Below are 24,747 nucleotides of genomic sequence, written 5' to 3'. Positions count from 1 at the left end.
CGGGCCGGGACGTAACCCTTTGATGAACTCAGGCAGCCAGGCTGTCGCCCGCGAGCGCGCAGCCCGAACGGCCCATCGACACTGCCGCGTTCACCGACCGGTACGTCCGGTCGCGCCAGTCGGCGCCGTCCAGTAGTTGAGATTTCATCCAGCCGACTCAGGGTTGGTAAGGCTTGCCTTATATGCTGACGCCGCCGATCAAGCCCGGGACCGGGCCGCCTCGGCACGCCCCGCTTCACGCACGACAGGATCCGACATGCGCACCACCTCCCGCCGGCTCGTCACGGCGCTCGCCCTCACGCCGCTGCTGGCCGGCTGCTTCGCACCGGGCGACAGCGACGACGGCGCCGGGACGGGACCGGGTGGGCGGTTGCGCGTCGCGCTGGCCGTACCGCCGGTCCAGGCGCTCTCCCCGTACAGCAACGACGCCACCGTGCTGAGCAAGCTGTCCGTCGCCGAGGGTCTGACCGCCCTCGACCGCAACGGCACGGCGAAGCCCGCGCTGGCGAAGTCCTGGAAGCAGGACGACGCCACCACCTGGACCTTCGAGCTGCGCAAGGCCGCGTTCCAGGACGGCACGAAGCTCACCGCGCGATCGGTCGTCGACGCGCTCGACCACGCGCATGCGGCCCGGCCCAAGCCCCGCGTCCTGAGCGACGTGACCCTGACCGCCACAGCCGAGGACGCCGACACCGTCACCCTCACCACCAAGTCGCCCGACCCGGTACTGCCGCTGCGGCTGGCCAGCCCCGCGCTGGCGATCCTGTCGGCGAAGGCGTACGGCGAGGACGGAGCCGTGAGCCCGGTCGGCACCGGCACCGGCCCGTTCGAGATCACCCGGCTCAGCGGCAAGACCGAGGCGACGCTGGACCGCTTCGACGGTTACTGGGGCGGCAAGGCCGCGACCCGAGGCATCGACGTCAGCTGGATCGCGGACGGTACGGCCCGCGCCAACGCGCTGCGCGGCGGCGAGACCGACATCGCCGAGTGGATCCCCACGGCACAGGCGAAGCTGCTCGACGGGGCGACCCGGCACGAGGTGCCGTCGGTGCGCACCGACAGCCTGATCCTCAACACCCGCAGCGGGTTGTTCGCCGACGCCGGGCTGCGCGCCGCCGTTCGCGAGGCCGTCGACGGCTCCGCGCTGGTCGATTCCGTCTTCGGCGGCTATGCCGATCCCGCGCAGGGCCTGTTCGGACCCGCCGTCCCCTGGGCCGCCGGCCTGCGCGTGAAGGTGACCGGCCGCACCGAGGCCACGCCCACCGCCCGGGTGCGGTCCGAGACCGAGGGCAGGACGCTGCGCCTGGCCACCTACACCAACCGTGCCGAGCTCCCCGAGGCCGCGACCGTGCTCCAGCAGCAGCTGGAGAAGGCCGGGTTCACGGTGAAGCAGGACGTGCGCGAGTACACGCAGATGGAGTCCGACCTCCTCGCCGGGAAGTACGACGCCCTCGTCTTCTCCCGGGTGACGCTCCTGGACACCGGTGACGCGGTCGACTACCTCGCCAGCGACTTCACCGGTGCGGGCGTCTACAACATCGCCGGGCTGAAGGACCCGGCCGTGGACCGGGCCATCCGCGCCGCCGCCGGGGAACGCGACACCGGGCGCCGCCACGCGAAGGTCATGGAAGCGGAGGCGGAGATCCTGCGCACCGACGCGGTGGTGCCGCTCGTCCATGAGCAGGCCGTGCAGGGGATCGCGTCCGACGTCGAGGGCGTGATCCTCGACCCGCGCGAACGTTCCCTGATCGACCTCGACACCCGCCTGAAGTAGGCCCGGATCCCCGTGAGCGTCGCCCACGCCCCCGCCCGTCCCCCGCGCTGGCCCACGGCGGCCGGCCGGGTCCTCGCCGCAGCCGCGCTGCTCGGCGCGGTCGCCGCGCTGCCGTGGCTGTCCGGTGCGGACCCGGCCCGCACCGTGCTGCGCGCCCGCTCCGCCGACCAGAACCCCACCCCGGCTGAACTGGACGCCGTACGGCGGCAGTTGGGGCTGGACCAGGGACCGTTCGCGCACCTCGCACACTGGCTCGGCGGCCTGCCGGGCGGGGACGCGGGTGTCTCCTGGGTGTCGGGCGAGCCGGTCATGCCGCAGGTGGCGACCGCGCTGTCGGTCTCCCTGACGCTGATGCTCGGCGCGCTGGCGGTCACGGTGGTGGTGGCGGGAGGGGTGTGCGCCCGCCCGGTGTTCCTCGGCTCCCGGCGCCGGCTGCGGCGGGACCGGGCGGGCGGCACGGCCGCCGTGCTGGCCGCGCTGCCGAAGTTCCTGCTCGCCTCGGTGCTGGCGACGGTGTGCGGCGTGTGGTGGGGATGGTTCCCGTCCAGCGGGTGGGAGGGACCGCAGTCGATGGTGCTGCCTTCACTCGCCCTGGGCATCCCCTCGGGGGCGATGCTCGGCGGGCTCCTCGACCAGGCGCTGCCCGCGGCGTTCCACGAGCCCTGGGCGCGCACCGCCCACGCCGTCGGACTGCCGCCCGGCCGCATCGCCCGCGACGCGCTGCGCCGCACCCTGCCCGGCATGCTGCCGCAGCTGCTGCCGACCGTGGTGGCCCTGGTCGGCGGCGCGGTCGCGGTGGAGAAGATCTTCAACGTCCCCGGGCTCGGCCGGCTCGCCCTGGAGGCCGCCGTCGCCCAGGACCTCCCCGTCCTGCAGACCGCCACCCTCGCCCTGGTCCTGCTCGGTGTGACCGCGGGCGCCCTGATCCGGGCCCTGCGCCACGCACTGCTGGGCCGGCCCCTGCGCGACGGCGCGCTGCCGGCCCTGCACCGGCCTCCGCTGAGCGTGCCGCGCTCCCTGCGCTGGACCACCGCCGCCTGCGCCCTGGTCCTGCTCGCGCTCGTCACGGCCGGGCTGCTGCGCGACCCCCTCCAGGTGGACACGGCGGCGCGGCTGCTGGCCCCGTCCCCCGCGCACCCGCTGGGTACGGACGCCCTGGGCAGGGACCTGCTGGCCCGGCTCGGGCACGGGGCGCTGCGCACGGCCGCCGTCGCCCTCGCCATGACGGCCGTCAGCGCGCTCACCGGACTCCTGCTGGGCATGGCGCCGCGGGCGAGCGCAGGCCCGACCGAAGTGGTGTCGACCCTGCCCGCCGTGCTCACGGGACTGCTCATCGCGGGGGTGACCGGACCGTCGGTGTGGGGTGCGGCCTGCGCGGTGTGCGTGGTCGGCTGGAGCCCGTACGCCGCCCAGACCGCGGCACTGCTCGAACAGGAACGGGCCAGCGGTCACATCGCGGCGTCCGCCGCCCTCGGTGCGGGGCGGCTGCACCTGATGCGCCGCCACCTGCTGCCCGCGGTGGTACCGCCCCTGCTGCGCAACGCCCTGCTGCGGCTGCCCACCACCGTCCTGGTCCTGGCGTCCCTCGGGTTCCTCGGCCTGGGCGAACAGCCGCCCACCCCCGAGTGGGGCCGCCTGCTGTCGGAGAACCAGCCCTACGCCGAACTGGCCCCCTGGACCGTCTTCGGTCCGGCCGCCGCACTGGTGGTGCTGTCCGTGCTCGCGGTGACGGGCAGCGCGCTGGGACGGGGGAAGGGCCAGTGGCCGCCCGGCGGGCACCCGCGCCACGGGCGAGGTAGCGGATGCCGCGCACACCGAGGCCGAGCTTCGTCTCCCTCGCTCAGCGCTGGTCCCGGGACGATGCTCTCGAAGGCCTGTCCGGCCCGGCAGGGCTCCCCGCGGTGTGAGACCCGGCCCGCAGGGTACCCCCATCAAGAGGAGGGCCTGCGCGGCCGTCGGCCGGCGAAGCAGTGAGCGCGACTCCGTCTGCGGTCCTATCTCAGCGGCCCCGGGGCGGCGCCATATTCCCTCCCGGAGAGAGCCTCACCATCATGACCAGCAACACCGCGGTCCGCCCCCCGCCCGCACAGGCGTCCGGCAGTGACTTCGCCCGACTGTCCAGAAAGATCGCCGAGGCCGGGCTGATGGAGCGCCGTCCCGGCTACTACACCCTGCGGATCACGGTCGTGACCATGCTCTACGTCAGCGGCTGGGCGGCCGTCGCACTCATCGGCGACAGCTGGTGGACCCTCGCGATCGCCGCTTTCCTGGCCGTCGTGTTCGGCCAGGGCGCCCTGCTCGCACACGACGCGGCCCACCGCCAGGTGTTCCGCCGGCGCCGGGCCAGCGAGACGTCCGGGCGGATGGCCGCTGCCGGTATCGGCATGAGCTACGGCTGGTGGCAGGACAAGCACACCCGCCACCACGCCAACCCCAACCACGAGGAACTCGACCCCGACCTCGACCCCGACCTGCTGGTCTGGTCCCAGGACCAGGCGCGGGCCGCGAAAGGGCTCCCCCGCCTGATCGGCCGCTGGCAGGCGTTCCTGTTCTTTCCGCTCCTCACCCTGGAGGGCTTCAACCTCCACGTGTCGAGTGTGAAGGCGCTGGCCAACCGATCGCTCAAGCACCGAAAGCTTGACGGGGCGCTGCTGTTCGGGCACTTCGTCGTCTATCTGAGCGTCCTGTTCTGGCTGCTGCCGCCCGGTATGGCGTTCGCCTTCCTCGCCGTCCACCAGTGCCTGTTCGGCGTCTATCTGGGCTCCCTCTTCGCGCCCAACCACAAGGGCATGCCGATCCTGAAGGGCGAGGACCGCCCGGACTTCCTGCGGCGCCAGGTGCTCACCTCACGCAACGTCAACGGCGGCCGGATCACCGACATCGCCCTGGGTGGGCTGAACCACCAGATCGAGCACCACCTGTTCCCGAGCATGCCCAGCCCCAACCTGCGCAAGGCCCGGGCCATCGTCCGGCGTCACTGCGAGGAGCTGGGGGTGGACTACCAGGAGACGGGGCTGATCACCTCCTACCGGCTGGCCCTCACCAGTCTCCATCGGGCGGGAGCACCGCTGCGGAGCGCGCGGATCCCCACGTAGACGGCAGGAGACGGCGGGCAACCGGCCGGAGCGACGGGCAGGCAGGGGCCGGGGCGGCGGCTTTCGGCCGCCGTCCTTCCGCCGGCCGGACGAGGGGGTACCGCTGAGGCGCCGGACGCCTGCCACCGGCGCCGGCGGCTTCCACGGACGTGCGGGCGTGCAGACCTGGGCGTCGCCCCGGGCCGGCTGCCCGGGCGGGCCGGGGCGACGCACCGCCGTCACGGCGCACCCACCGCGCTGGTGGGAACCCCAGGTGGCCGGGGCCGCACCCCGTGGATCTGGTGGAGCACGCAGCCGGAACCGGTGATCTCGATGAGGCGGGTCAGGATCGGCGGCGGACGGTGCAGCCGCAGGGTCGCTCCGCTCTCGGTGGCCAGCCATGACGCCGTCAGGAAGACGTTGAGTCCGCTGACGTCGCAGAAGGTGACGGCCGTGAGGTCGACGTCGGCGGTGCGGCCGCCGTCGCGCAGGCACGCGGTGAGTGCGGTGAGCACGAGCGGGGCGGTGGCCCGGTCGATCTCGCCGGCGAGGACGACCCGCGTGCGGGTGGCCTGGTCGTACCGGTGGACGTGCAGTCGCGGAAGGGGCATGGCTCCTCGGTTCGACGTGCGGAGCAGACGTCGGGGAGTGCGGCATGTGGCGGGACCGGGTGAGACCGGTGCGCGTCCGGTCCGGGGCCGGGCCTCAGGGCATGCCGCAGGTCCGCCGGCCGCCCGCCGCCGGTCCGCGTCGTGCGGGGGCGGTGAACGGCCGGTCGGGCGTCCGGGGATGTCGGCTGGGGCCGTGCCGTCAGCTGGGGCTGTGGCGTCGGCCGGGTCGGCCGGATCCGTCGTCGTGACGGTCACGGTCGCCTGCGGGGGCGATCGCCGCGGACCGGCCGTGGGCCTTCCGCGGAGCCGACGGGGCCGGGCCCGGAACAGGCATCCCGGAGCGGCCGTAGTGGAAGGCGGAGGCGCGGTCGCTGTGTTGCGCGTTGAGCAGGCGGATCAGGAGCGTCCCGAAGGCGATCATCGCCAGGATCGCCATCACGGTCACGAAGGTCGTCACGGTCCTCACCTCCCCGTGGAAGGACGCGCCGAGGGAGCGGTGACGTGTGTGACCGCGGGACGTGCGGCCGGATCGCGGACCTCGTGACCGCCTTCGGAGTCCCAGACCGCTTCCACGGCCCGGTCCGTCTCGGACACCGTCCGCCCCGCACCCCGGTCCGTCTCCGACACCGTCCGCCCCGCACCCCGGTCCGTCTCGGACACCGTCCGCGCGGCATCCGCCATCAGCCGGCTCGCGGTCGACGTGCCCAGGGGGTCGCTCGCGGCGGCCATCAGCCAGGCCGCTGCGGCCGGAGTTGTCTCCGGCGGGATCACCAGGAGGTTCCAGCGGCCCGCGCGGTACGAGAGCAACAGCAGCTCGTGCGGGTCCTGTTCGGCGAGGAACCAGCCCACCTTCACCGTGTGCCCGGCGACGGGCACCTTGCGCGGCACCACCGGCCAGTGGGTGGGATTCACCGTGACGCGGGTGATCCGCCCCCACGACGAATCCAACACGGCGGCCAGGGCGGGAAGTTCGGCTCCGAGATCACGGGAGTGGGGCCACCACGCGCCGTCCAGCAGTGCCGGTGCGGGACCGGCGGGAACCAGCGACAGGCGGAGAGAGGACGAGGGGAACGAGCGGTCGTCGGCTTCGGCTGTCGGCGGAAGGGAAATGGTCGCAGTCATGACGCGGACCTGCCCCCGGACCGGCCGAAACCGGCCCGGCGTATTCGATCGCCGAAAACGACACGAGCCTGGAAGCCGGTGCGCGAAATATCCTCGGTGCTTCGAGCCTACTCCTCGGAAGGGCCGTGCGGGCCGGACGAGCCCCACGGATCTGGTGGCCGGCGCGGCAGCGGCCCCGTGCGCCCCGGGACGGGCCCTTCGCCCCTCACCCCTCACCCCTCGCCTCGGAGGCGACGGTGTGGAGGGAGTCGTGCGGCCGACGGCACTGCGCGCGGTCCGCTCGCCTCCCCCGGGGAGTAGCGTGACCTCATCGGGAGCTCTCGCGCACCGGCTCCGATGCCGGTGTCGCTCCCGGTGAGCGACGACACCGGGCCGCTGCCCCCGACGGCAGCCCGGAGACGGGTTCGCACCATGTCCGTGACCGACTCCCCTCCCCCGCTCCGGGCCAGCCCCTTCCGGGCACCGACCGCGCGCCTGGTGCTGCGGCCGGAGGACGCCTCCGCGGGGCACGGCGGACCGGACGGCGTCTGGTGGCCCCGCTCACGTGACCTGCCCCGCGAACTCTCCGCCCTGGCGGACGTGCTGGACCCGCTGTGGGGGCGGATCGTCCGGGTCACCGTCGACCCCCGCCACTGGCAGACCATCCCGGCCCGGGTCGTCGTCAACGGCTATGTGGTGCAGGTGGGTTGCTTTGCTTCCGGGCCGGCTTCGCACGGCATCACGCTGCTCTCCTACTCCGCCGGCCGCTGGCACCTCCTCGTGATCCCTCCGGAGACCGAAGCCTTCGCGGCCGCCCGGATGATGGCCACCGTGAGCGCGGACACCGCCCGGTCGACGACAGCGCGTTCGTGACCTGCTCCTTGCGACACCCCGCACGCGGTCCTCGTGTCGGCCGTGCGGGCGGGTGTCTCTCAGGGGACCATCGGGGTGTCGAAGTGCCGGCTCACCGAACGCCGGCGCACCCGCGGTCTTCGAGGAAGGCCGCCATGACGGAGGGCGGCGTGGTGGAGGATGCGGTGCCCGGTGCGGAAGGGCAGGGGCGGTCACGGCCCGCTGCCGGGCCGGAGTTCTGGCGGCAGGTCGTCGAGCAGCTGAGCACGGCCCTGATGGTGGTGGACCCCGCGGGACGGATCCTCGACGTCAACCCGGCCGCCGAACGGCTGCTGGGCCGGGACGCCGCCGCGGTTCGCGGGCAGGACGCGCACGAGCTGCTGCACCGGGAGGCGGACGGCGGCACGCTCCTGCGGGAGCAGTGCCCGCTGCTCCGGGCGCTGGTCGAGGGAACCGTCTCGCGCGGGGAGGGCGACAGGTACCGGCGCGGTGACGGCCGTCTGATCACGATCTCCTGGTCCGCCTCCCCGCTGACGGACGGCGGCTCCTTCCAGGGCATGGCGGTGCTGTTCCACGACGTCACCGGCGACCGGAGCGCACGCCGGGAACGGGCGGCCTACACGAGTGCCCTGGAGGACCTCAACGAGCGGCTGACGCTGGTCGCGGAGATCACCGATGTACTGGGCCAGACCCTGGAGACCGACGAGGCCCTGGCCCGGCTGGGCCGCCTGCTGGTGCCCCGACTCGCCGACTGGGCGGCGGTGGACCTGCGGACCGGTTCGGGGGAGGTCCACCGGGTGGCCGTGACCGGGCCCGTGGGCCGGGACGCCGGGCTGGAGGGCGGGCGCGAACGCCTTCCCGAGACCGGGGAGGCCGACCGCTCCCCTCTCGTCCGGGTGCTGCACGGAGGCGATCCCGTGCTGCAGAACGAGCGGGACGAGGCGGGGACGGCGGTGGCACCGGGCTCCCCGCTGGCCGCCCGCCACCGCGACTTCCTGCGCACGGTGCACGCGACGTCCGCCCTCACGGTGCCGCTGGGCGCCAGGCAGCAGATCACCGGCGCCCTGACGCTGGTGCGCACCGACCCGGCCCACCCGTTCGACGCCGAGGACCTGGAAGTGGTGAGCGACATCGGCCGGCGGGTCGGCCTGGTCATCGACAACGCCCGCCGCTTCGGCCGCCAGCGCGCCGTCGCTGAGGCCATGCAGCGCAATCTGCTGGCGCCGCTGCCCCAGCCCGGCCGGCTGCGGCTGGCCGCCCGCTACCAGCCCGCCCCGGCGGGCTCCCAGGTGGGCGGCGACTGGTATGACGCCTTCGCGCGGAAGGACGGCACGCTCGCGCTGGTCATCGGCGACGTCGTGGGCCACGACCTGACCGCGGCGGCCGGAATGGCCCAACTGCACGGCATCCTGCGCTCCCTGGCCTGGGACCACAGCGGCCCGCCCGGCGCCGTCGTCGACCGCCTCGACGACGCCATGCCCGCCATCACCACCGTCCCCATGGCCACCCTCGTCCTCGCGCTGCTGGAAGGCAGCCCGCACACGGGGCCGTGGACGCTGCGGTGGACCAGCGCGGGGCATCCGCCGCCCCTGCTGCTGACCCGGGACGGCCAGGCGCGCTACCTCGAAGCCGGGCAGGGACTCCTCCTCGGCACCCCTCCGGGCACCGGTGGCGGCAGCCGGCCGAACGCCGCACAGCCCCTGCCGCCGGGCTCCACCCTGCTCCTCTACACCGACGGCCTGATCGAGATCCCCGGCAGCGACCTGGACACCGGCCTGGCCCGCCTGCGCCGCCACGCCCTGGCCCTCGCCGACGCCCCGCTGGACACACTGTGCGACCACCTGCTCGCCCGGATGCCGCCGGGCAGCACCGACGACGTGGCACTGCTCGCCCTGCGCCTGCCGATGCCGTGACGGGCGACGGGCGAAGAAGGGCGACGGGCGCTCAGGCCCCGAGGAGCGGAACGCCGAGCGGACCGCTCCTCGGGGCCGCGGGCGGCCGGGGCGTGTCGCCTTCGAGGCACCGCCACCTCCAGCACCGCAGCGCCTCGGTGGTCCTGCTGTCGGAGCGGCTCACCAGCATGACGCCGAGCGCGGCACCGTGGTCGGTGAGCAGCCGCTGCTGGAGGCGCCGGGCGAGGTTGCAGGGACGGCCCTGGTTCTCCCTGCGCACCCGGGGCGGGACGAGGATCACGGAGACGACGAAGAGGCATCCGGAGGCGGCGGTGCGGTTTTCGACATGGACGGAGGCCAGGTGCCGTGTGGGCACCAGAGGCCGGCCGAGTGGGGTCTGTGAGAGCTGGGGCGCGGATCTTCAGGTCCGGAGCCGGACGGCCACGGCTCCCGCGGCGCAGGCTTCGCGGCCGGGCCATGCGCAGGAGGGGCTCCAGCCACGTGGCTGGAGCCCCGGAGTTGCGGGACGGACCCGTCAGCAGTTCCTGATGTGCCAGACCGGCGTCCAGTAGTAGCTCTGCGAGTAGCTGTACGGCGCGGGGGTGACGTAGTGGACGCCCCCGCTGCTGTTGTAGAAGGTCGCCCGGGTTCCGGGGGTCTGGTCGTTGATCCACGACCCGTACCCGCCCCACGGCATGGGCCGCTTGCCACAGGCGTACCAGCGCAGGGCGTCACCCTGGTAGACCTCGCCGCTGTAGGCGCAGAACCAACCGCTGTAGACGGCGCCTTCGAGGCAGGGGTCGGCCGCGATCCGGGTTCCGTCGCCGGAGGCGAAGTCTCTGGGGCGCTGCTCACCAGGAACGGTGACCAGGAGCTCGCCCTTGCCGTCGAGGTCGATCTTGTTAAGGGCGACCTGCTTTCCACCCGTCTTGTTCACGTAGCGGTCCACCTTCGCCTGCAGCGCGGTGGTCTGGTTCTTCGTCAGGTGTGCGGTCTTGGCCTGCTCCGCGAACGCCCGGTCGGCGGCCCGGGCTTGGGACGACTTGCTGCCGCTGTTCGGATCGGATGACGCGGCGGCGGGCACCACCGTGCCCAGTAATGCGGCGGCGGTCGCAGCGGCGACCGCGAGCGTGCGTATGCGCATCGATTCTCCCCCGGTTCTCGGTGGCCCCGCAGACGCCTGCGCGGCCAGGACGACGCCAGAATACGAGTGCGACGCACAGACCCAACAAGGCGGAAACAGGCCCGTCCGGTTGAGAACATCAGAGGGGCATGTAATCACAACACCGGTCTCTGGAATCCCGTTGATCCCGCAACTCCCCTTGAAGGCGAAGTCGCATGCGGAACGCGAGACGCGCCTGAGGCGGATCAGCGTGGAACTGATGCCCGGAACGACCTGGTGGGCGAGGGGAAGCCCTCGCGACGTCGGACGATGTGATGACGGCCCTCCCGTCCGCGCGGGCTGTGAACTGCGCCTTCACGGAGGGAGTCTGTCACTCCGTTCCTCGCGGCTCGCCCCCGGGGCGCCGGAACGGGTGAGGAGCGAACAGCGAAGGGCTTCGACCTGGGAATTCCCTGTGCAGTGCGTCCGTTCTCGCATTCCCGGCAGGCGCCCGGGAGTCTCGCGCGCATGGCTACTCCCGCCCGGCCTCGGCGTTGCCCGATGACCAGTAATCAATGGCCCTTCCGGCGGCGGCCCATTGATTCTTCATGTGCCGCGGAAAGAACACGGATCCGGAACTGGGCACCCAACGCGCAGTCGTAAAGCGCGCTTTCACACACCTGCTGCAACGCCGCGGCGCCGGCGCCATCAAACCGGGGCCCAATCGCCCTGCATGCCGCCCCGGCCGCGCCGCCCCGGCCGATCAGTCGAGAGCGTGAGCGCGGCAGGTCCTCAGGATCTCGTCGGACAGGTCCGGTTGGACGTGGCGGACCGCTCGGGCCAGCACCATGGCCCCGACCATCCTGCTGAGCAGCAGCACCGCCTGGTCCCGCGCCTGCTGTGAGGTGATCTCCCCTTTCTGTTCGCGGGCGAGTTCCGCAGCGAAGCCCGCGAGGTACCCCTCCACGCCGACTGCGTACGAGCGCTGGATCGTGTCATTGTGCCGTCCGGCGTCGGTGACCAGGGAGGCGGAGGGGCAGCCGCCGTCCAGAGCGTCGCGGTGGGCGATCGAGAGATAGTCGTCCACCACGCGTCTCAGCGGCGAGCCGGCGGCATCGTCTCCCTCCTCGACGGCCTGCTCCAGCACGTGCAAGGACGCCGCGAAGGAGGCGTTGCACACCTCGGCGGCCAGGTCGTCCTTGGAGGCGAAGTGGTTGTAGAAGCCGCCGTGGGTCAGGCCCGCTTCCTTCATCAGGTCTGCGATCCCGACGGCGTCGATGCCCTGCGCGCGGAACATGCGCCCGGCCGCCTCGACGATGTTCTGCCGGTTCCTGGCCTTGTCTTCCTTGGTGATCCGCGGCATGGCCCGCTGCCCTCCTCCGGTCTCGACTGCGATTGACCGTTTCAAGGTTACCCCTCATCATTGTTTTAATGTTGTCCATCATCAAAAGGTGAGTGGAGGAGCCATGCGCACTGTGGTGCACACCCGGCCAGGGGAACCCGCCCAGGTACTGAGGCTGCGCGAGGAGCCCGGCCGGCCGCGCCCCGGCGCCGGGGAGGTCCTGGTCCGCATGCTGGTCCGGCCCGTCCATCCGGGCGACCTGGCCGGCGTCGAGGCACCGGTGGGACCCGCGGAACAGCAACCGGCGGCCCGGATCCCGGGAGTGGAGGGGATGGGCGTCGTCGAGAGCGCCGGGAAGGGCGTCCACACACTGCGTCCCGGTCAACGCGTGGCCGTCTTCCCGGCACCGGGAACGTGGGCCGACTTCGTCGCGGTCGCAGCGGACCGGGCCGTGCCGGTGCCGGACGAGGTCAGCGACGAGACCGCGGCTCTGATGCTGGTCAATCCGCTGACGCTGCTCATGCTGTACCGCGCGCTGGACGGTGCCCTGCGCGGAGGGAAGGGTCCCGTCGTGCAGACGGCCGCCGGTTCCTCCGTCGGCCGGCTGGTCAGCGCGGCCGCCGTCCGGCACGACCTGCCCCTGATCAACCTCGTACGCAGTGCATCCGGTGCCCAGAGGATGCGCACGCTGTACCCCACCCTGCCCGTCATCGCGACCTCCGACGACGACTGGCCGGAGCAGGTCCGCCACGAGGCCGGCGACCGGGGCGTTCGAGTCGTCCTCGACTGCGTCGGTGGTGCCATGACCCGCGACCTCGCCGAGCTGCTCGCCGACGGCGGCACGCTGATCTCCTACGGGCAACTGGGCTCCGGTACCACCCCGTTGGAGACGCTGCCACTCGTCCAGCGCGCGCTGACCGTGCAGGGCCTGAGCGTGCTGCACTGGATGCGCCGCACCCCGAGCGAGCGGGCCCAGGACGTCGCCTTCGCCGTGGACCTGGCTCGCGACACCCCGCACCTGCTCGAAGTCGCGGCCCGCTACGACCTCGCCGACTTCAAGACGGCCATCGAACACGCCCGCCGCCCGGCCAAGAGCGGAACCGTCCTGCTCACCACACCCCGGGCGGCCGACGCCGAGCGCGGGGCCGCCTGATGAAGATCGGAACGCTCGGAGCCGGAACCATCGCCCAGGCCATCGCCCGGCACGCGATCCGCCACGGCCACGAGGTCGTCCTCAGCAACAGCCGAGGGCCCGCCTCCCTGGCGCCGCTGGTCAGGGACCTCGGCGCACGCGCGGCAGCCGCGACGCCCGCCGAGGCCGCCACCGCGGACCTCGTCGTACTCGCGGTCGGCTGGCCGCAGATACCCGACGTCGCCGCCCAACTCCCCGCCCTGCACGGGACCGTCGTCATCGACGCCACCAATCAGTTCGACTCCCCTCCCCCGAACGCGAGGATCGCCGATCTGGGCGATCTCACCGGCAGCGAACACGTGGCCTCCCTGCTTCCCGGCGCGCGCGTGGTCAAGGCCTTCAACGCCCTCTTCGCGCAGTTCATCGCACCCGATCCCCGCCACGAGGCCGGGCGTCAGGTGCTGTTCCTCGCCGGCGACGACACGGACGCCAAGAACACCGTGATGGGCCTGGCGACCCAGTTCGGCTTCGCACCCGTCGATCTCGGAACGCTGCGCGAGGGAGGCCGCCTCATTCAGCTCGGTGGCCCCCTGTCTGGCCTCCACGTCCTCAAGCAGGACTGAGCCCACCTCAGCCCTCCGTACTCCCCGCACCCGCGCGGAGCACCCCCTTCACGAAAGAGATCCTCATGTCCCACCCGACTTCGGCATCCGGCACCCAGCCCCTCCTGCGGCCCGTGCGACTGGGCGCGCTCGAACTGCCCAACCGCGTCGTCATGGCTCCCATGACCCGCGCCCGGGCCACCAACGCGGAACTGGCCCCCACCGCCCTGCATGCCGCCTACTACACGCAGCGCGCCGGTGCCGGCCTGATCATCAGCGAGGGAACCTGGGTCAGCCCCGACGCGATCGGCTTCATCAACGTCCCCGGCATCTACACGGACGCCCAGACCGCCGGCTGGGCCGAGGTCACCGAATCCGTGCACGCCGCGGGAGGCAGGATCATCTCGCAGATCGGCCACGTCGGCGCCGTCTCCCACCCCGACCACCTCGGTGGCCGCCTCCCCGCCGGCCCTTCGGCGATCAACCCCCAGGAGAAGTCCTTCACTCCCGACGGCCCGAAGGACACCGTCACGCCCCGCGCGTTGACCGCGACGGAGATCGCCACCACGATCGGCACCTACCGGCAGGCCGCCGCCAACGCTCTGCGCGCCGGCTTCGACGGACTGGAGATCCACGCGCAGGCCTCCCACCTCGTGGCCCAGTTCCTCAACCCCCGCCTGAACCAGCGCACCGACGCCTACGGCGGCAGCAGTGAGAAGCGGGCCCGGTTCCTGTTCGACGTCGTGGACGCCGTCAGCAGCGTGTGGGGCAGCGACCGCATCGGCGTCAAACTGTCCCCCTACTGGCGCAGCGGGCCGGCCTTCACCGCGGACGCCGAGATGCTCGCCGACTACGACCTCCTCCTCAAGCGCCTCAACGACACCGATCTGGCCTACCTCCACCTCCTGGGGCCGGAACCCGGCACGGACACCGACGACACCTTCAGCGCGTTCACCCGTTTCCGCACCCACTACCGCGGTGCCGTCATCGCCAACCTCGGCTTCACGCAGGCGACCGGCAACGAGCTGCTCGAACGCGAGCTGGCCGACGCGGTCTCCTTCGGTGCTCCCTTCATCGCCAATCCTGACCTCGTCGATCGGTTCGCCCACGGTCATCCTGTTGCCACCGGTGACCGCGACACGTACTACGCCGGTGGCGCGGAGGGATACACGGACTACCCCACCGCGACCGGGTCCTAGATCCTTTCCCGGGAGCGCCGGCGTCAGCGACCTGGTTGACGGAACGTTGGACGGGGCGGGTCTGGGCGGGGCGGAGCCGGTCAAGAGATGCGGTCCGGTCTGTGGCCGGAGTGGTCGGCCGGCATGCGCCGCGCGCTGGCGGCGGGCCGGGAACATGGAGGGTGTCGCCCGGGCGTGCCGTGGGCTCGCCGGAGCCCACCTCTTCCGGGGTTCCACCGCCGCCGCGCTGCCCCTGCTGCACGAGGCGGAGGTCAGGTTCGAGAGCATCGGCAGACCGTGGAGGTCGTGCACTCCACGCCGGTGGCCCGGGTCCGGGCCGCCTGGTGGGCGAAGTGCGCGCGCGGCCGCTCCAGCACGGGGCGGCCGTCCGACACCGCCACAAGAACACACGTCACATGTGCGGCATACCTGACATGACACGCCCGTGCGGGAAGGTGTGAACCTGTCGGCCGAGACGTATGCGGGACATGTACTTCCCTGGTCACCTCCCTGGTCCCGGCCTCTCCGGCGGCACGGTCGGGTGATCGTCCCAAACGTCTCAATTTCGCCTCTACTGCACCTTGGGAACCATCCCCCACGCATGCTAGCTTCCCCCCTTCGGTCCCGAACTGCCGTGGCACCAGGGCAGTTTCGAGACAACAGGCATGTCTTCTGACATGGCTTCAGACATGGGAGGCCCCATGAACAGAAGCGCGGCCGTGCCCCTCGGCGCGGCCTTACTCCTCCTCGGCACGGCCGTGCCCGCCGCCGCGGGGATCCCCGGTGACGGCGCGGCCACCGACGGCGCGACGCTCTACCGCGACAACACGGTCGACGTCTCCTACCGCCAGGTCGCTCCCGGCGACGCGGAGTGGAGCCAGGTCCCGGCCGCTCTTCGCGGCAGAGCGACGGAGGGCGCGTACGTCGCCCGGCTCCAGCTCGAGAACGTCTCCGAACACCCCGTCTCGAAGTGGTCGTTGACCTTCGAGCTCTCCGACCGCATCACGAACACCTCCGCCGCCAGGCTCGCCGCCCCTCAGGACGCGCGCGCGACGCTCCAGGGCGTGGGCCCCACGAACACCCTCCAGCCGGGCCGGACCGAGACCGTCTGGTACCGCGCCGAGCCCGGCGCCGAGGCCGACACCCCGACCTGGGCGTCCTTCGCCGAGCACGGCATCTCGCCGACGGAGGACACCGACGGCGACGGCCTCCCCGACGACCTGGAGGTGCGCGCGGAGCTCGACCCCAAGTCCGAGGACACCGACGGCGACGGCCTCTCCGACTTCGCCGAGCTCGGCTACCGCTTCAGCACCCCGCTCAAGGCCGACACCGACGGCGACGGCACCGAGGACGGCGCCGAGGATCCCGACCAGGACGGCCTCACGGCCGCCCGCGAGCTGAAGCTCCGCACCACGCCCACCCGCGCCGACACCGACCAGGACGGTCTCACGGACGCCCGCGAGCTGAAGCTGCGCACGGAGCCCACCCGGGCCGACACCGACGGCGACGGCGTCCAGGACGGCGAGGAGACGAAGCTCGACGCCTCCCCCCGCGCCAAGAACTCCGTCTTCGACGTGACCCGCCGCGCGGACGGCGGCGCCACCGCCGCCGAGGCCACGCTCGAAGGCCTGCGCGCCGAGCAGGTCGGCGGCTTCCAGGTCACCGGGCTCCCGGCCGGACAGCGGGAGTTCCCGGAGTCCACTCCGGGCCACCTCGGCACCGGCTTCCAGGTCTCCGCCCCCGCGGACAGCGCCCCACACCTCACCTTCCGCCTCGACCCCGACCGCACGGAGGGCACCGCACCGGCCCTCTACCGCTACGACGAGGAGTCCCGCCACCTCGTCAAGCAGCCGGGCCAGCAGCGCAGCGGCAGCACGATCACGGCCACCGCCACGGCCGGCTCCGCCAAGTACGTCGTCCTCGACAGCCGCGCCTTCGACAAGGCAGGCCCCGAGGCCCCTGGCAAGCGGACCCTCTCCGACGACCCCGGCGACTCGGCCGACCCGCCCCCGACCGACATGCTGATCCACCAGTCCGCCTTCCGCGAGGGGCGCCGCAAGGCACCCGACCCCCAGCACCCGCCCGTCCCGGCCGACCCGCGCGTCGCCGACGACCTCACCTTCAACGACTACGACTACGACGAACTCACCGACCTCAGCTGGGACTTCTGGGTCGCCCGCATCACGCCCGAGTCCTGGATGTGGGCCGAGTTCAACGACATCATGAACTTCGGCAAGCTCGGCGCCGACGCCGACTACGCCCAGTCCGTCGACGACCTCCGCAACGCCTTCCGCTACGGCCGCGACAGCCAGAGCGCGGGCACGGTCACCGTCGACGACAACTTCGACCCCGGCCGCTACCTCTACCGCGGCTCCGGCACGGCCCTCTCCCGTGCCGTGGGTGCCTCACCACAGGAGAAGACCTACACCGACAAGGCCGGCCAGATCATCAAGCAGTCCCTCATCGACAACCAGGGCCGCACCGATCAACTGACGGTCCAGGAGGACCTCTCCAAGAACTTCCTCTTCCAGGAGTTCCTCCGCCAGGACGTGAAGTACCCGGTGTACGACTTCTCGCTCTGGGACGCCAACCAGCGCGCCCTCTCCATCGCGATCCACCAGTTCCACGGCCACACGATCGCGCTGAAGGACTACAAGGTGGAGGGCAACTCCTTCTCCGGCAAGCTCGTCTTCCACTCCTACGACCACTTCGGTCTCGACCCGGACGACGAGATCACGGAGTACGGCTTCATCGACTGGTTTACGCTCCAGCACTATGACCGGTTCGACGGGAAGTACCCCCCGCCGATCGCGCAGGCGGACATCGAGATCGCCATCAGCGGCACGTTCTGACTTCGCCGACCTGATGCCGCACAGGCGCTCGCCGGGCCGGATCCTGGTCGCCACGCTGCTCGTCGTGACGGCCGGGTACCTGGCCTGGCGGGTCGCCGTCCTCATGGGCCTGGCGGCCTACTTCGGCACAGGCTTGGACGAGCAGCGCTTCAACCGGCTGCAGCAGGAGTACGACCGCCGCGAGGACGCCTTCGCCCGGGCCGACGCCCGGATGCGGGAGCTGATCGCGCAGCACCCCCGCGCCGAACGCATCGACTGGAGCGGGTACCGGACCTGCGTCCGCGAGCCCGGCCGCCCCTCCGACATATGCGCCACGACGCCCCCGCGCGACCAGAAGGTGTACGACGCCCTCTGGGGCGTCAGCGTGGTCCTCTACCAGTCCAAGGACCAGGGCCGCACGTTCTACCGCTTCTACCACGAGGACCCCCCGCGCTACACGATCATGCGCGCCCCCGAAGACACCGCGGCGGAGGCCGAGGAGTACGCGGACGCCCACGGCTTCCGCTCCACCCGCCCCCTCGGACCCGGCTGGACGATCCTCGGCCCGATCGACGACATCGACCGCGAGGAGAAGCAGTTCCCGTAGGAGGTTCACTGAACTGCTCAGCAGTCGGCCTGTCTAGCAGGGCCTGACGAACCAGACGGGGGTCCAGTTGTAGCTGGGCTCACTGTAGGTGGCACCGGGCGTGGTGAAGATGACGTTGCGGTTCTGGGCCTTGAACAGGGCACGGGTGCCGGGGGTCTGGTGGTTGTAGTACGAGCCGTCACCGGTCCAGCCCTGCAACGCGTAGTCCTGGCAGTGGTAGAACGCGAGCCGGTCGCCCAGGCCGAGTTGCTGACGGAACATGCAGAAGTAGCCGTAGTCGCAATCCCACTGGGCCGCCGCACGGGTTCCGGTCGTCGTGCTCAGGTCGCGCACGGACTTCTCACCGGGAACGGTGACCGTGAGCTTGGCGCCGTCCGCCAGGGCGATCTCGTTCGCCGCGACCTGGCGACCGTCGTGGCGGGCAAGGTAACGGTCCACCTTCGCCTGAAGAGCGTCGGCGTCGCCCCGGCTGAGACCGGCGGCGCGGGCCTGTTCCGCGAAGACCGTACCGGACTGCGCGGTCTCCGCCGATGCCGGTCCGGCAAGGCTCACGGACAGCAGAGCCACGGCGGCCACTGCGAGGGATGCGTACCGCTTGAGTATGGACACGCCATTCCTTCCCTGGGGTTGGTGGTGTGTGGCGGAACGTACTCGGGCTGTCCGGCGGTGTCTTCCTGACAGGTGTCAGGACAGGTGTCAGGAAGACACCGCCGGGCACCGCCTGGTGGTGCCGTGAAGTCGACCGGCTGGCCGCCCCGGGAGAAGGCAGACACAGCGGAGTCGTCCGTGCCGGCGCGTGTTCACGGCAGCAGGCGCTGTTCCTTCGCGACGGCGACGGCGCCAGCGCGGTTGTCCACCCCCAGCTTGTCGTAGATCCGGCGCAGGTGGGTCTTGACCGTGGCCTCGCTGATGAACAGGGCCCGGGCGATCTCGCGGTTGCCGAGGCCGCGGGCGAGCTGGGCCAGGATGTCGCGTTCGCGGCCGGTGAGGGAGGGGCGTGGGCTGCGCAGGCCGGCCATGACCCGGCTGGCGACAGGCGCGGAGAGCGCCGGGCGGCCCTGGGCAGCGGCGTGGATCGCCGCGAACAGTTCCTCCGGGCGTTCGGCCTTGAGCAGGTAGCCGGTCGCGCCCGCCTCGATGGCGCGGGTGATGTCGGCGTCCGTGTCGTACGTGGTCAGCACGAGGACGTGCGGGGACGTACCGGGGGCGGTCGTGAGGCGGCGGGTGGTCTCCACGCCGTCGATGCCCTCCCCCAGCTGGAGGTCCATCAGCACCACGTCCGGGGCCAGCCTCGCGGACAGGGCGAGTGCTTCTTCGCCGGTTGCCGCTTCGCCGACCACCTCGATGCCCGGGGCACTGTCGAGCAGGGCGAGCAGTCCGGCTCTGACGACCGCGTGGTCGTCGCAGACCAGGATGCGCACGGGGGCATGGCTCGGGACCGGGGCGGCGGGGTGGTTCACGAGGTGGTCTCCAGGGGGACGACGGCGGACAGGACCGTGCCCTCGCGCTGCGTCGACTCGACGGTCAGGGTGCCGCCGAGCTGCCCGAGCCGGGCCCGCATGGCGGGCAGACCGTGGCCGCGCGTCCCGGCCGGTCCGGCCGCTGCCGCCGGGTCGAAGCCGTGGCCGTCGTCGGTGACGTCCAGGACGACCTGGTCCTCGAGGACGGTGAGGGTGAGCACGGCGGTGGTCGCGCCGGCGTGTTCCCGGACGTTGGCCAGGGCTCCCTGGGCGACGCGCAGCAGGGCCGACTGGACGCGGTCCGGCAGCAGCGGGGTGCGTGCGCCGGTGTCCAGGTGGACGCGCACGCTGAGGTGGTCGCCGGACTCGCGCGCGGCCAGGGCGTGCAGCGCGTCGTCGAGACTGCCGCGGGTCAGGTCGGCGGGGGCCAGGTCGTGGACGAAGCGCCGGGCCTCGGTGAGGTTGTGCTCGGCGACGGAGGCGGCGGAACGAACGTGGTCGCGTGCCTTGTCCGGTTCGGACTCCCATACCCGTTCGGCTGCCTGAAGGAGCATGCGCTGGCTGGACAGGCCCTGCGCGAGGGTGTCGTGGATCTCCATGGACAGCCGCTGGCGTTCGGCGAGGGTGCCGGCACGGCGTTCGGACGCGGACAGTTCGCGGCGGGTGCGGAGCAGGTCGTCGATCAGGGCGCGTTGCCGGGCTGCCTGCCTGCGGGTCTGCAGGAACACGGCCGTGGCGATGGCGGCGACGGCCGGGGGCGCGAGCAGCTGGTTCGGGTCGACGTGCCCGGCGAGTCTGAGCTGCGCGGCGACGACGAACGTCGTCAGGACGGTGACCAGGACGAGCGCAGCGCGGGTCGGCAGGGTGCGCAGGCCGGTGTAGAAGAGCGGTACCGCGCACCAGGAGAAGCTCGGTGCGAGGACCACGAGCACCATCCACACGACGACGACCAGCGCGAGCCAAGCCGGTCCGAGCCAAAAGGGCCGGAGATCGGACGACGGCCGGGGGGTGGACGGGCGCAGGGGGGTCCGCGGTCGGTTGCGGGCGGGTGCGTGGTGCGGCCGGCGGAGCCGGAGGGACGACAGGCGGGTGGCCCGGCTGCCGTCCGGCGCCCGCCGGTCCGCTCGCTGCTGGTCCGGTCCTGCCGTCCCGTCGGCCAGTGCGGGCCCCAGCAGGTGCAGGACGGCCAGGGCGGACGACAGGGCGATGATCCAAGGCGTGCGGGGCTCACCCGGGTGGCGTGTCAGGAAGCGGGCCAGGGCACCAGCGAGCAGCAGGAAGAACGCCACGTGCAGCACGGCGCCCAGCCACCGGTCGTGCGGGTCGTGCGGTTTCGGCATCCGCCCATGCCTCCCTTCCAGCCGTTCTCTCCTGCCTCGCTCACGCTGAACTGCGCAAACACTCCCATTGTCGCGGCTCGGGACGACCTGGGGGTCAACCGATCGGATGACACCGCCGTCGTCCGTTGCGCACACCGGGAACAGCCGGAACACCGACCGGGCGAGGCAGGTGACGGGGCGAGGGTGGGGAACACGACGGGCGGCCCGGATCACGGTGGCCGCCCACCCGTCCCGAGGAGCAGACCAGCATGAAGAACCTCTCCAGGCGCGCCCGCATCACCACCGGCGCCGCCGTCCTCGCCGTCGTCGGCGCCACGGCCTTCGGCACGGTGTCCGCGAACGCCTCCGCGCCGGCCGCCGTCCCGGCGGGCTCCGTCGCGCCGGGCACCACGACCACCTCCACGCATCTGACGATCGACGCCGCCACCCGGGCCGCGCGGGCCGCACTCGACGCCGCCGAGGCGGAGCATCAGCGGGTCACGGTCGCCGTCGTCGACCGCAACGGCAACACCGTCGTCACGCTCCGCGGCGACGGGGCGGGCCCGCAGTCGTACGAATCGGCGGAGCGCAAGGCGTTCACCGCCGTGTCCTGGAACGCGCCGACCTCGGAGCTGTCCGGACGTCTGGAGCACACGCCGAACCTCAAGGACATCCCCGGCACCCTCTTCCTCGGCGGTGGCGTCCCGGTCACGGCCCGCAACGCGCCGATCGCCGGTATCGGCGTGGCCGGCGCCCCGTCCGGCACGCTGGACGACAAGTACGCGCGGGCGGGCGCGGCGGTCCTGGACCGCTAGGCGGTGCGTGGCTGAGCCGGGCATGCAGCGGTGACAGCAGCTCGCAAGAGCAGTTCGACGCGCTGCGGGAAGCCGGACCGGCCGAACGGGCGTCGCCCAACAGGCGCTCTTACGGAGTGACTCGACCTTCGCAGGCAGGAGTCGTCAGGCCACTGCGGTCCGCCGAGCGGCTGGTCGCGGGTCACTCCGGACGTGCTGTCGCGGCCCTCGGTGTTCCCGACCTCCGGTCATGAGGTGGCGGGAGTGGTCAAGGCGGTGATGAGCTGGGCGAATTCGGTACGTTGCCGGTCGGTCAGTGTGCTGTAGAGCGGCGCCTGCAGTTCGTCGGTGAGTTGCTCAGCGCGCTGCCGTCGGGGAATCAGGGTCGCGGCGACGGGAGGTGGCTCCGGCCAGCCGTAGTGGGTCGCCTGGTCGACGCCGAGGTTGATGACCATCGCCGTCCGGGCGGTCAGCCCGGACAGGCGCACCGCCGCCAGGTGGCAGGCACCACGGTGTTCTCGCAGTACATGGATGCGCTGCATGGCCGCCCCGACGGGGTCGTCGGCGGGGCAGGGCTGGGCGCGCCAGCCGGCGAACAGGGGCAGGGCATCGGCGTCGGCGGCGTCGATCAGTTGCTGCGCCAGGTGGTTGAAGTGCTCCACATCGACGTCAGCGGGGATATGGGCGTGTCCCCATTCCCGGACCGCCCGCGCGTAACACGCTGCGGCGTCCTCCGCCGGCATCACCGCCCGCCCTGCCAGCCAGCCCGCGGTGACCAGGTCAGGGCCGAGGAAGCCCTGGACCGCCTGGACCACCGGCACTGGCACCTCGCCGAGCACTCCGAAGCGGCCTCGGCAGTAGAAGCCCCGCCCAGGGGAGAACCCCGCACGCAGCCCCACGGCGGCAGTCGTCTCATCGGACATGAACTCGTCACCGAAATCGTGGATGGGCCGGGCAACCGCGGCGATGCAGTCGAAGATCTCCATGCGCTGAACGTCGCCCACCTCAACCCATTAGGTCAAGGGGATGTTTTCTGATGAAACCCTTTAGCTATCCTATTGACTCATGTTGAATGTTCGCCGTCTGCACATGCTCAGGACCGTCGCCGCCCGCGGTTCCATCGCCGCGGCCGCCCAGGCCCTGGGACTGTCCCCCGGCGCCGTCTCCCAGCATCTGTCCGCGCTGCGGCGCGACGTGGGAGTGGATCTGCTGCGCCCCGACGGGCGAACCGTGGCGCTGACGCAGGCGGGCCGGGTGCTCCTCGAACACACCGACCGGATCCTCGACGCCGTACAGGAGGCCGAAAGCGCCGTCGCCGCGGTCAAAGGCACGGTCGGGCCCACGGTCACGCTCGCCGCGTTGCCGTCGACCGTCGCCCGGATCGCGGCACCCGCACTCAACGAGCTGCGCTCACAGCACCCGCAACTCACCGTGACCTGTCTCGTCAGCGACCAAGCGCAGCTGCGGGAACTCACCCTCGGCGCCGTCGATGTGGTGCTGGGACAGCGCTATCACCACCTGCCCGACACCCCGCCTCAGGGCATCGCGGTCTCACCGCTGCTGGACGATCCGCTGCTCGTCGTCACCGCAGTCGGTCAAGCCGCCGAACGACCCGTCGCCCTGCGCGAACTCGCCACGCACCGCCTCGCCGTGCCGCCGGCGACCACGGACTGCGGGCAGGCCATCCTGCGCGCATGCCACCAGGCCGGCTTCACACCCACGACGCACTACGTCACCACCGACATCGCGGCCCAGCTCGCCCTTGCACGAGCCGGTCTCGCCACTGCGCTCATCCCCCGGACAGCCATCGACGCGGACACACCAGGAATCCGCACCGCTCCCATCGAGGACCACCCGATCCTGCGCGTCCTGTTCGCCGCGACCCGTCACACGGAGACCGAGAACCCGACGACCACGGCCGTCGTCACGGCCCTGCGCACAGCCGCACGGCAGCACGCCGCGGCGACCTGAGAATCGGCCTCGGCCAGCGATACACCTGGCGAACTCGGGACCCCCGGCCACCGGTCCCCGGGGCGTCATCGGTCGGGAAGGCCCACCAGGTCGCCGAAGCTCCGACACGCACCCTCGCGACGCGGGGAACCGGATTCCGGCCAGCGGCGAAGACCGGTACACGTGCAGGACTTTGAAGCGGCGGTGCGGGCACCACGCGGTACGGCGTCCCGCCGGCCTCCGCCTCGGCCGACCGGACGGTGACTTCAGCAGCCGTACCGGGCGTCAGTCCGCTTCCGTCGTCGCGATCACCATCATCCTTGTCACCTTCCCGTCGTCACCGGTCACGTCCCGCACGTGCCGGAAGCCCAGACGGCGGCACAGGGCCAGACTGGCGGTGTTGTCGGCTCCGACCATGCCGTACGCCTCCTTCAGCCCGAGGTTGCCGGCGGCGTGGCGGAGCAGGCCGCGGACCACTTCCGTACCGAGGCCGCGACCCCAGTAGGGAGGTGCCAGGGCGGCGATCAGTTCGTGTCCGTCGACGTTTCCGGTCTTCTTGACCTCGGCGTGGCCGACGAAGACGTCCTCCTGCCACAGGCCCCACACGTCGAACCGGGACTGCGGGTAGACGTCGTCGAGGATGGCCCGGAACAGCGTGCGGATGTCCGCCTCGGGCACGCGGTCCTGGCCCATCCAGCGGCAGACCTCCTCGTCGCGCAGCAGGGCCACGAAGGCGCTCTCGTCCTCGGGGCGGTAGGGGCGGAAGGTGAGTCGCTCGGTGTGCAGGACCGGTGTCATGAGGGCTCCTCGGGGTGCGTGGACGGAGGGCGGACCGGGCCGGGCGGCGCCGCCGGAGCGGCGCGCCCGACCCGGTCCCGCGTGACTGCGCGCGAGCGTCAGGCTTCAGCGTTCTCCATGCGCTCACGCAGGCTGCGCGGGCGCATGTCGGTCCACACCTCGTCGACGTAGGCGGAGCACTCGGCCTCAGTGCCCTCCTTGCCGACGGGCTGCCAGCCTGCAGGGACCTCGAGGTCGGCCGGCCACAGGGAGTACTGCTCCTCGTCATTGCGCAGCACCTGGTAACGGGTGTTCTCGTCCATGTCTGTCTGTCTCGCTCTCGGGTTCG

At 72.1% G+C, this 24,747-nt stretch carries 24 protein-coding genes; 12 read left to right on the top strand and 12 right to left on the bottom strand.

What is annotated here, in order from left to right; genetic code table 11:
* The first annotated feature begins 256 nt into the window (after positions 1-256).
* From ACPXCS_RS23410 to ACPXCS_RS23400, 3 genes are all read left to right on the top strand, one after another.
* Positions 257-1,774, top strand: a complete 1,518-nt coding sequence (locus tag ACPXCS_RS23410; protein ID WP_425948616.1) for an ABC transporter substrate-binding protein — start codon at positions 257-259, stop codon at positions 1,772-1,774.
* A 12-nt stretch (positions 1,775-1,786) separates the two neighbouring features.
* Positions 1,787-3,748 (top strand): ABC transporter permease subunit, encoded by a 1,962-nt coding sequence (locus ACPXCS_RS23405; RefSeq protein ID WP_425948618.1) that lies wholly within the window; start codon positions 1,787-1,789, stop codon positions 3,746-3,748.
* 77 nt (positions 3,749-3,825) lie between these two features.
* The gene (locus ACPXCS_RS23400; RefSeq protein WP_425948619.1) at positions 3,826-4,869 is read left to right on the top strand and encodes a fatty acid desaturase family protein; all 1,044 of its coding nucleotides are present in this window, start codon (positions 3,826-3,828) and stop codon (positions 4,867-4,869) included.
* A gap of 218 nt (positions 4,870-5,087) precedes the next feature.
* Here the strand turns inward: ACPXCS_RS23400 and ACPXCS_RS23395 are convergent, their stop codons facing one another.
* The 3 genes from ACPXCS_RS23395 to ACPXCS_RS23385 all read right to left on the bottom strand — a co-directional run bounded on the left by ACPXCS_RS23395 (position 5,088) and on the right by ACPXCS_RS23385 (position 6,581).
* Positions 5,088-5,459, bottom strand: a complete 372-nt coding sequence (locus ACPXCS_RS23395; protein ID WP_425948621.1) for an STAS domain-containing protein — start codon at positions 5,457-5,459, stop codon at positions 5,088-5,090.
* 199 nt (positions 5,460-5,658) lie between these two features.
* Positions 5,659-5,916 (bottom strand): hypothetical protein, encoded by a 258-nt coding sequence (locus ACPXCS_RS23390; RefSeq protein WP_425948623.1) that lies wholly within the window; start codon positions 5,914-5,916, stop codon positions 5,659-5,661.
* A 5-nt stretch (positions 5,917-5,921) separates the two neighbouring features.
* Positions 5,922-6,581, bottom strand: coding sequence for a DUF5994 family protein (locus ACPXCS_RS23385; RefSeq protein WP_425948625.1), 660 nt, complete (start codon positions 6,579-6,581; stop codon positions 5,922-5,924).
* 417 nt (positions 6,582-6,998) lie between these two features.
* On the opposite strand from ACPXCS_RS23385, the gene ACPXCS_RS23380 reads away from it, so the two are divergent.
* Together ACPXCS_RS23380 and ACPXCS_RS23375 are read left to right on the top strand one after the other, a co-directional pair.
* Positions 6,999-7,433 carry a DUF5994 family protein gene (locus ACPXCS_RS23380; RefSeq protein WP_425948627.1) on the top strand — a complete coding sequence of 145 codons (435 nt, stop codon included), beginning with the start codon at positions 6,999-7,001 and terminating at the stop codon, positions 7,431-7,433.
* 134 nt (positions 7,434-7,567) lie between these two features.
* On the top strand, positions 7,568-9,325 hold the full coding sequence (locus ACPXCS_RS23375) for a SpoIIE family protein phosphatase (RefSeq protein WP_425948629.1): 1,758 nt from the start codon (positions 7,568-7,570) through the stop codon (positions 9,323-9,325).
* A 31-nt stretch (positions 9,326-9,356) separates the two neighbouring features.
* Here ACPXCS_RS23375 and ACPXCS_RS23370 read toward each other — a convergent pair whose 3' ends face one another.
* The 3 genes from ACPXCS_RS23370 to ACPXCS_RS23360 form a co-directional block, all read right to left on the bottom strand.
* Entirely contained in the window at positions 9,357-9,680 is a 324-nt protein-coding gene (locus ACPXCS_RS23370) for a hypothetical protein (protein ID WP_425948631.1), read from the bottom strand.
* 159 nt (positions 9,681-9,839) lie between these two features.
* Positions 9,840-10,448 (bottom strand): peptidase inhibitor family I36 protein, encoded by a 609-nt coding sequence (locus ACPXCS_RS23365; RefSeq protein ID WP_425948632.1) that lies wholly within the window; start codon positions 10,446-10,448, stop codon positions 9,840-9,842.
* Positions 10,449-11,169: 721 nt separating this feature from the next.
* Entirely contained in the window at positions 11,170-11,769 is a 600-nt protein-coding gene (locus ACPXCS_RS23360) for a TetR/AcrR family transcriptional regulator (RefSeq protein WP_425948634.1), read from the bottom strand.
* A gap of 103 nt (positions 11,770-11,872) precedes the next feature.
* Here ACPXCS_RS23360 and ACPXCS_RS23355 point away from each other — a divergent pair, with 103 nt between their 5' ends.
* From ACPXCS_RS23355 to ACPXCS_RS23335, 5 genes are all read left to right on the top strand, one after another.
* On the top strand, positions 11,873-12,901 hold the full coding sequence (locus ACPXCS_RS23355; protein WP_425948635.1) for a zinc-binding dehydrogenase: 1,029 nt from the start codon (positions 11,873-11,875) through the stop codon (positions 12,899-12,901).
* Entirely contained in the window at positions 12,901-13,503 is a 603-nt protein-coding gene (locus ACPXCS_RS23350) for an NADPH-dependent F420 reductase (RefSeq protein ID WP_425948637.1), read from the top strand. Before ACPXCS_RS23355 ends, ACPXCS_RS23350 begins: the two co-directional genes overlap by 1 nt.
* Before the next feature lie 65 nt (positions 13,504-13,568).
* Positions 13,569-14,681 (top strand): alkene reductase, encoded by a 1,113-nt coding sequence (locus tag ACPXCS_RS23345; RefSeq protein ID WP_425948639.1) that lies wholly within the window; start codon positions 13,569-13,571, stop codon positions 14,679-14,681.
* A 680-nt stretch (positions 14,682-15,361) separates the two neighbouring features.
* Positions 15,362-17,512, top strand: a complete 2,151-nt coding sequence (locus ACPXCS_RS23340) for a DUF3289 family protein (protein ID WP_425948641.1) — start codon at positions 15,362-15,364, stop codon at positions 17,510-17,512.
* Positions 17,513-17,525: 13 nt separating this feature from the next.
* The gene (locus ACPXCS_RS23335) at positions 17,526-18,098 is read left to right on the top strand and encodes a hypothetical protein (RefSeq protein ID WP_425948642.1); all 573 of its coding nucleotides are present in this window, start codon (positions 17,526-17,528) and stop codon (positions 18,096-18,098) included.
* Between the two features lie 33 nt (positions 18,099-18,131).
* On the opposite strand, the gene ACPXCS_RS23330 is transcribed toward ACPXCS_RS23335, so the two are convergent.
* The 3 genes from ACPXCS_RS23330 to ACPXCS_RS23320 form a co-directional block, all read right to left on the bottom strand.
* Entirely contained in the window at positions 18,132-18,707 is a 576-nt protein-coding gene (locus tag ACPXCS_RS23330; protein ID WP_425948644.1) for a peptidase inhibitor family I36 protein, read from the bottom strand.
* Positions 18,708-18,898: 191 nt separating this feature from the next.
* Positions 18,899-19,558: a response regulator gene (locus ACPXCS_RS23325; protein ID WP_425948646.1), complete on the bottom strand. Its 660-nt coding sequence runs from the start codon at positions 19,556-19,558 to the stop codon at positions 18,899-18,901.
* Positions 19,555-20,898, bottom strand: coding sequence for a sensor histidine kinase (locus ACPXCS_RS23320; RefSeq protein ID WP_425948648.1), 1,344 nt, complete (start codon positions 20,896-20,898; stop codon positions 19,555-19,557). Before ACPXCS_RS23320 ends, ACPXCS_RS23325 begins: the two co-directional genes overlap by 4 nt.
* Before the next feature lie 248 nt (positions 20,899-21,146).
* Between ACPXCS_RS23320 and ACPXCS_RS23315 the strand changes: the two genes are divergently transcribed.
* The gene (locus tag ACPXCS_RS23315) at positions 21,147-21,692 is read left to right on the top strand and encodes a GlcG/HbpS family heme-binding protein (RefSeq protein WP_425948649.1); all 546 of its coding nucleotides are present in this window, start codon (positions 21,147-21,149) and stop codon (positions 21,690-21,692) included.
* A gap of 227 nt (positions 21,693-21,919) precedes the next feature.
* Here the strand turns inward: ACPXCS_RS23315 and ACPXCS_RS23310 are convergent, their stop codons facing one another.
* Entirely contained in the window at positions 21,920-22,657 is a 738-nt protein-coding gene (locus ACPXCS_RS23310; RefSeq protein ID WP_425948651.1) for an SCO6745 family protein, read from the bottom strand.
* A 79-nt stretch (positions 22,658-22,736) separates the two neighbouring features.
* Here ACPXCS_RS23310 and ACPXCS_RS23305 point away from each other — a divergent pair, with 79 nt between their 5' ends.
* The gene (locus ACPXCS_RS23305) at positions 22,737-23,642 is read left to right on the top strand and encodes a LysR substrate-binding domain-containing protein (RefSeq protein ID WP_425948652.1); all 906 of its coding nucleotides are present in this window, start codon (positions 22,737-22,739) and stop codon (positions 23,640-23,642) included.
* Positions 23,643-23,906: 264 nt separating this feature from the next.
* On the opposite strand, the gene ACPXCS_RS23300 is transcribed toward ACPXCS_RS23305, so the two are convergent.
* Both ACPXCS_RS23300 and ACPXCS_RS23295 read right to left on the bottom strand, forming a co-directional pair.
* On the bottom strand, positions 23,907-24,419 hold the full coding sequence (locus ACPXCS_RS23300) for a GNAT family N-acetyltransferase (protein WP_425948654.1): 513 nt from the start codon (positions 24,417-24,419) through the stop codon (positions 23,907-23,909).
* Between the two features lie 98 nt (positions 24,420-24,517).
* Positions 24,518-24,721, bottom strand: a complete 204-nt coding sequence (locus ACPXCS_RS23295; RefSeq protein WP_365092185.1) for an MbtH family protein — start codon at positions 24,719-24,721, stop codon at positions 24,518-24,520.
* Positions 24,722-24,747 lie beyond the last annotated feature (26 nt).

Source organism: Streptomyces sp. DT190 (genome assembly GCF_049846985.1).
Lineage (GTDB): Bacteria > Actinomycetota > Actinomycetes > Streptomycetales > Streptomycetaceae > Streptomyces.
The sequence above is the reverse complement of the archived record's forward strand: the minus strand, read 5'-3'. Positions and strand labels throughout refer to the sequence as shown.